Here is a 6603-nt window from a genome sequence, read left to right on the forward strand (position 1 = left end):
CATAAGATCAGTGACATAGTATTCAGGTTAGTGCTTTTTGACCTTGTCCTCCTGATCTTGAACCGGAAGGGATTTCGCTGTGATCAAATCAGAGCTCGTGCAGATCATTGCTAACCGCAATCCGCATTTGTTTCAGCGTGATGTGGAAAACATCGTCGGCGCCATCTTTGACGAGATCACCGATGCGCTGGCCGAGGGCAATCGGGTCGAGCTGCGTGGCTTCGGCGCATTTTCCGTCAAGAACCGCCCAGCGCGCAGCGGACGTAACCCGCGCACCGGCGAAAGCGTCGACGTTGAGGAAAAATGGGTTCCCTTCTTCAAAACCGGCAAAGAATTGCGCGACAGGCTGAATGGCAACGGCTAGGGGCGCGTCCCTCAAGCATCAGAAGCGTTGCAGGAGAGAAATATGATCAATCGCATCGTCATTGTCCTCATTCTGGTACCGCTTGCCGTCATTCTGATTGCCCTGTCAGTAGCAAATCGCGAGGCGATATCGTTCACAATCGATCCTTTTAACCCAGGCAATCCTGCCCTCTCCTACTCTGCACCGCTTTTCGTCTGGTTGTTTGCCTCCCTGATTCTCGGTTTGATCCTCGGGAGCTTGGCAACTTGGTATAATCAGGGGAAACATCGAAAACTCGCTCGTCAGCGCAAGCTCGAAGCGGAGTTACTACGCAAGGAAGCCCGCAAAGCGTCGGCCGAGACACCGTCTACGCCAAACCTTCCTTCACTCCATTAAACAACCGTCAAGGATATGAAATGAAACTGATCTCCCCGGCCGAGGTCGACGGGCTATTGAAGTGGCAGGATATGATCGACGCACTCGAACAGGCTTTCCGTCAGGGAGTGATTCAGCCTGTGCGCCATCATCACACCGTCGATCGCCCGGATGGCGCCGCTTCCACGATGCTGCTGATGCCTGCCTGGTCCGACTTCAATGCCTTGGGGGATTCCTCAAAAGGCTATATGGGCGTGAAGATCGTTACGGTGTCCCCCGACAACGGCGCTATTTCGAAACCAGCTGTCATGGGTGTGTATCTTTTGCTTGACGGCAAGACCGGCGAACCCCAGGCACTCATTGACGGACAGCGGCTTACCCTGTGGCGCACTGCTGGCGCATCGGCGCTCGCAGCCCGGTATCTGGCTCGTGAAGATGCGTCCAATCTCGTCGTGCTCGGAGCCGGCGCGCTTTCCAGCTTTCTTGCACGCGCGCACAGTGCCATCCGTCCCATCACGAAAATTTCCATCTGGAACCGCAACTTTGCCGGTGCTGAGAAAGTAGCTGCAGAACTCGCTGCGGATGGCTTCAACGCCAAGGCTGTGAACTACAAGGATGAGGCAATCGCCGAAGCCGACATTATAACTGCGGGTACGCTTTCGACTGAACCATTGATCCTTGGCAAACATTTGAAACCCGGCGCCCATGTGGATCTGATTGGAGCATTCACGCCTTCGATGCGCGAAAGCGACGACGAATGCGTCAAACGCGCGCGCGTTTTTGTTGATACCAAGGACGGTGCACTGAAAGAGGGTGGTGATATCGTGCAACCGATCAAGGCGGGCGTCGTCAACGAAAGCCATGTCATCGGCGATCTTTTTGACCTGACGCGCGGCACGATCAAGGGGCGCCAATCCCCCAACGAAATCACGCTGTTCAAATCGGTTGGCGCCGCTCTGGAAGACCTTGCGGCGGGCATTTTGATCTATGAAAGAGCGATCTCGGCTTCCGCCTGAACGTTTTTGCTTTCGCCTTCCCTCCTCTTGACATAGGAAACATCCAATCAACTGCGAGGGTGCACGGCTTGAAATCGTCCGGCGGAAAAATCAGGAAGGCAAAGGGGCTCGGCCCGAAAGCCAGCGCTCCGAAAGGAGCAGCGCATCGGCAAACCGCAGTGAAGCCGCGGCCGCAATTTGCCAAAGCACCCCGCGCCACCGATATCGATTCTCAGCAAAAGTCCTCGCCTCGTTCGGAAGCGGCTCCAAAGCGCGTTTTGACTCGCCGTACCGGCGTACGCCCTCAGGAACGAACCGGCCTCATCCTCGAAACCTCGCCTTCCGACGACTATGCCCTGCTTGACAGCGGCAATGGCCTCAAGCTGGAACAATACGGCCCCTACCGCATCGTCCGCCCAGAAGGTCAGGCGATCTGGCTACCTGCCTGGGAGAGAACGGAGTGGGACAAGGCCGATGCGATATTCACCGGCAATACGGATGAGGAGGGCGTCGGACGCTGGCATTTTCCTAAAGTTCCGCTCGGCGAGACCTGGCCGCTTGCCTTTGACGGCATCCCGTTTTTCGGACGCTTCACGTCGTTCCGGCACGTCGGCGTTTTTCCTGAACAAGGCACGCATTGGTCACACATGGACCAGCTGATCCGCAACGCCAAACGCCCGGTCAAGGTGCTTAATCTCTTCGGTTACACAGGAGTCGCATCCCTTGTTGCTGCGCGAGCGGGAGCCGAGGTAACGCATGTTGACGCTTCGAAGAAAGCCATCGTCTGGGCGCGGGAAAATCAGGAGATGGCAGGGCTATCCAGCAAACCCATTCGCTGGATATGCGAAGACGCAATGAAATTCGTCGCACGCGAAGAGCGGCGCGGTAGTGGCTACGACATCATTCTTCTTGACCCGCCCGCCTATGGACGTGGACCCAATGGTGAAGTGTGGCAGCTGTTCGACAACTTGCCAGACATGGTCGACCTTTGTCGCTCGATCCTCACGCCAAATCCACTCGCAGTCGTTCTGACCGCCTATTCGATCCGCGCTTCGTTTTTTGCGATCCACGAGTTGATGCGCGATGCTTTTACCGGGCTTGGAGGAAAGGTTGAGTCAGGCGAACTTATCCTGCGGGAACGTTCATCCGATCGTGCCCTTTCCACCTCTCTTTTCAGCCGCTGGAGCGCTTGATGACCAAACAGGATGATCACCGGCGCGGCAACGGACTGGTTCGCCCTGGCAGGGTCAAGGAGGTCACCAGCCTGACCAATCCGATCGTCAAGGATTTGCGTGCGCTGGCGATCAAAAAATTCCGTGACCAGCAAGGTGTTTTCCTCGCCGAAGGACTGAAACTCGTCATCGATGCCCTTGACCTCGGCTGGATCATCAAAACCCTGGTTTACTCAAAGGCAGGCAAGGACAATTCGCTGGTCGAGCCCGTTGCCRCGCGCACGATCGCCAAGGGTGGTGATGTTCTTGAGGTCAGCGAAAAAGTCATTGCGGCCATAACGCGTCGCGATAACCCGCAAATGGTCGTCGGTGTTTTCGAACAGAAGGTGCAATCCTTGCTAGCGATCAAACCGCAAGCCAATGAGGTCTATGTGGCACTCGACCGCGTGCGTGATCCCGGCAATCTCGGGACGATTATTCGAACCGCGGACGCAGCAGGCGCAAAAGGCATCATTCTCATTGGGGATACCACTGATCCGTTCTCGCTGGAAACGATCCGAGCCACGATGGGTTCGGTTTTTGCAATGCCTGTCATACGTGCGACTGAAGCCGAGTTTCTTTCCTGGCGAAAAGGTTTCTCTGGGCTAGTTGTCGGAACGCACCTGAAAGGTGCCATCGATTATCGAACGATCCCCTATGCCAATAAACCGGTCGTTTTATTGATGGGGAACGAGCAACAAGGCTTGCCGGATCAATTGGCTTCATCGTGCGACAAGCTCGCGCGTATTCCGCAGGAGGGCCGTGCCGATTCGCTCAATCTCGCCATTGCGACTGGCGTCATGTTGTTCGAGATCCGGCGCGACGCATTGAAACTTGCCCCTGACGTTTGAGAAAATGGATTTATGAAAAGCAAAGCATTCTATAGTCTTCTGGCCATCATCGCCTTCGCCACGGTCAGTGATCAGATCGTCAAGTATCTCATCGAGACTGGCATGGACTACCAGCAGCAAATCGATCTCTTGCCTTTTTTCGCGTTGTTTCGCGTGCACAATGATGGGATCGCCTTTTCGATGTTAAGCGGGTTCGGAGATACAGCGCTCATAGCCCTGACGATCATCGTCATTTGTTTTGTCAGTTATCTGTGGTGGAGCACGGCGTCCACGCGCTGGATTTCACGGTTTGGTTTTGCCCTTATCATTGGTGGTGCGATCGGCAATCTCATCGACCGCATCCTGCATGGGTATGTCATAGATTATTTTCTTTTCCACCTGCCGTCATGGTCGTTTGCCGTCTTCAATCTCGCTGACGCTTACATATCGGTTGGCGCAGCATTGGTCGTAATCGAGGAAATTTTTGTCTGGTTACGCGACCGGCGGACGGGCGGCGGGCAAACCGGCAAAAATTGAAGCGAAACTGGGTAATTAGCCCATTATCACGTCATGTAGCCGTCATCCAATTGTTGTATTCAACGAACGAACGAATACCGATAAATCTCCTGGATGAGCCAAATCGATATGACCATCGCCTTGCTTGAACCGGCTTCAATCACTAAAGATCAACGCGTGATGTCGCACGTTGATTCAACTCCCTCGCCGTTTACGGCGCCACACCTTGCGTCGGTGCTTGGCCGCATCGGCACGATGGAGGTTTGCCTCGCGCAAACGGAAGATGAAATCGCTTCGTCACAACAATTGCGTTTCAAGGTTTTTTTTGACGAATTGGGTGCCAAAGGTTCTGCCACGATGGAGCAGCGCGATGCAGACCGTTTCGATCCCTTTTGCGATCATCTTCTTGTCTATGACACCTCCATAGMCGGCCCAAAACACAAGCAGATTGTAGGCACCTATCGTCTGCTGCGCTCCGAAAAAGCTTTCGAAACCGGCGGTTTCTATTCAGCCAGCGAATTTTCGATCGAACGCCTTGTTGCCGCCAAGCCGGAATTGCGCTTTCTTGAACTCGGCCGTTCCTGTGTCCTCCCGGAATACAGGTCAAAGCGGACAGTCGAATTGCTCTGGCAAGGTATCTGGACTTATTGCCGCCATCACTCGATTGGCGTGATGTTCGGTTGTGCATCCTTCCAGGGAGCGGTTCCTGCCGCGCACGCACTGCCTTTGTCCTTCCTGCAGCATAATTGCCGTGCGACACCCGACTGGGACGTTCGCGCATTGCCCGCGCTTTACCATGCGATGGACCTCGTTCCGAATGAAGCGATCAATCCAAAAGTTGCCCTCTTCGCCATGCCGCCGTTGATCAAGGGCTATTTGAGGCTTGGCGCGATGATTGGCGATGGCGCCGTGGTCGACCATGACTTTGGTACAACCGATGTCTTCATTATTCTGCCGGTCAGCCGTATTTCGGAACGCTATGTCAGCCATTACGCTGCTGAAGCGAAGCGCTTCGTCTAGAGACCTTCGACTTGGACCGATCATCTGTGGAGAAAAGCCATGGATGAACTCGGAAGAGGTGTGTAAATTTCCCGTTAGCGAATAGATTGCTCCTGATCGAAATCAGGAGAGCGTCTTGGCCGAACTGGCAGCCATCATCGAACCGTCCCCTTACGACACTGACATATTGGCGCGTCCCACGCCGATGATGGAGCAGTATATCGAAATCAAGGCGACGAACCCCGATAGTCTCTTGTTCTATCGTATGGGCGATTTCTATGAATTGTTTTTCGATGATGCGGTCGAGGCGTCGCGCGCACTCGGCATCACGCTGACGAAGCGCGGAAAGCATTTGGGCGACGATATTCCCATGTGCGGCGTACCGATCCACGCCGCCGACGATTATCTGCAGAAGCTGATCGCGCGTGGCTTTCGCGTTGCTGTATGCGAACAGATCGAAGACCCTGCGGAGGCCAGGAAACGTGGCGCGAAGTCCGTCGTCAAACGTGATGTCGTTCGATTGGTGACGCCCGGCACAATTACCGAAGAAAAACTGCTCGACCCATCCGAAGCCAATTATTTGATGACGCTCGGCCGCGTAAAGGGCTCGGATAAAGGTCATTTTGCGCTGGCCTGGATTGACATATCAACCGGCACATTCCGCGTCAGCGAAACCGATCCTGGCCGGTTGCTCGCGGACATTTTGCGTGTGGATCCACGCGAATTGATTGTCGCAGATACGGTATTTCATGATCCGGATCTGCGCCCGGTCTTCGATGTCATCGGCCGGGCCGTTGGTCCGCAGCCACCCAGTTTATTTGACAGCGCCACGGCAGAAAGCCGTATCCAGCGCTATTTTGACGTCAGCACGCTGGATGGGTTTGGCCAATTCTCGCGTGCCGAGCTTTCAGCCATTTCCGGTGCTATCGCCTATGTCGAAAAGACACAGATTGCCGAACGGCCGCCGCTGATGCGGCCAGAACGGGAGTCCGAAGGTTCCTCGCTATTCATCGACCCAGCAACCCGTGCCAATCTTGAACTTCTGCGCACGCTTTCCGGCAAGCGCGAAGGAAGTCTGCTGCGAGCGATCGACAGAACGGTGACAGGTAGCGGGGCGCGGCTCCTGGCGGAACGGTTGACCTCACCTCTGACTGACCCGGCAGCGATTGCGGAACGACTGGATTCGATCTCGTTTCTCCTCCTTCGCCAACCGCTTGCAGATTTGGCGCGCGAAGCGCTGAAAAGCGTACCCGATATGCCCCGCGCCCTGTCACGGCTCGCAGTCGGTCGCGGCGGTCCGCGCGATCTGGGTGCACTCGCCCGCGGTCTTGAAG

Annotated in this window: 8 protein-coding genes; all 8 read left to right on the top strand. The window is 55.3% G+C overall.

The features are described 5' to 3' along the window. The first annotated feature begins 79 nt into the window (after positions 1-79). Complete coding sequence (locus tag ACXJ5O_RS15590; RefSeq protein WP_106662485.1) at positions 80-364, top strand: integration host factor subunit beta; 285 nt, start codon at positions 80-82, stop codon at positions 362-364. Between the two features lie 42 nt (positions 365-406). Further along, entirely contained in the window at positions 407-739 is a 333-nt protein-coding gene (locus tag ACXJ5O_RS15595) for a lipopolysaccharide assembly protein LapA domain-containing protein (RefSeq protein WP_112525531.1), read from the top strand. Between the two features lie 20 nt (positions 740-759). Next, positions 760-1734, top strand: coding sequence for a bifunctional Delta(1)-pyrroline-2-carboxylate/Delta(1)-piperideine-2-carboxylate reductase (lhpI, locus tag ACXJ5O_RS15600; protein ID WP_457300682.1), 975 nt, complete (start codon positions 760-762; stop codon positions 1732-1734). A gap of 68 nt (positions 1735-1802) precedes the next feature. Next, a complete protein-coding gene (locus ACXJ5O_RS15605) occupies positions 1803-2906 on the top strand; it encodes a class I SAM-dependent methyltransferase (RefSeq protein WP_457300683.1) in 1104 nt (367 codons plus the stop codon). Continuing rightward, positions 2906-3775 carry a TrmH family RNA methyltransferase gene (locus tag ACXJ5O_RS15610; protein WP_457300684.1) on the top strand — a complete coding sequence of 290 codons (870 nt, stop codon included), beginning with the start codon at positions 2906-2908 and terminating at the stop codon, positions 3773-3775. Before ACXJ5O_RS15605 ends, ACXJ5O_RS15610 begins: the two co-directional genes overlap by 1 nt. Before the next feature lie 12 nt (positions 3776-3787). Beyond that, positions 3788-4291, top strand: a complete 504-nt coding sequence (gene lspA, locus ACXJ5O_RS15615) for a signal peptidase II (RefSeq protein WP_112525537.1) — start codon at positions 3788-3790, stop codon at positions 4289-4291. A 108-nt stretch (positions 4292-4399) separates the two neighbouring features. Further along, complete coding sequence (olsB, locus tag ACXJ5O_RS15620; protein WP_457300685.1) at positions 4400-5290, top strand: l-ornithine N(alpha)-acyltransferase; 891 nt, start codon at positions 4400-4402, stop codon at positions 5288-5290. A 184-nt stretch (positions 5291-5474) separates the two neighbouring features. After that, on the top strand, positions 5475-6603 hold a 1129-nt coding region (locus ACXJ5O_RS15625; RefSeq protein WP_457300686.1), incomplete at its 3' end, for a MutS N-terminal domain-containing protein.

The organism is Phyllobacterium sp. P5_D12 (genome assembly GCF_054049495.1).

Excerpts from the sequence above, each read along its gene's own strand:
- ACXJ5O_RS15595 (WP_112525531.1), top strand. The coding sequence starts at position 407 with ATGATCAATCGCATCGTCATTGTCCTCATTCTGGTACCGCTTGCCGTC.
- lhpI (WP_457300682.1), top strand. The coding sequence starts at position 760 with ATGAAACTGATCTCCCCGGCCGAGGTCGACGGGCTATTGAAGTGGCAG.
- lspA (WP_112525537.1), top strand. The coding sequence starts at position 3,788 with ATGAAAAGCAAAGCATTCTATAGTCTTCTGGCCATCATCGCCTTCGCC.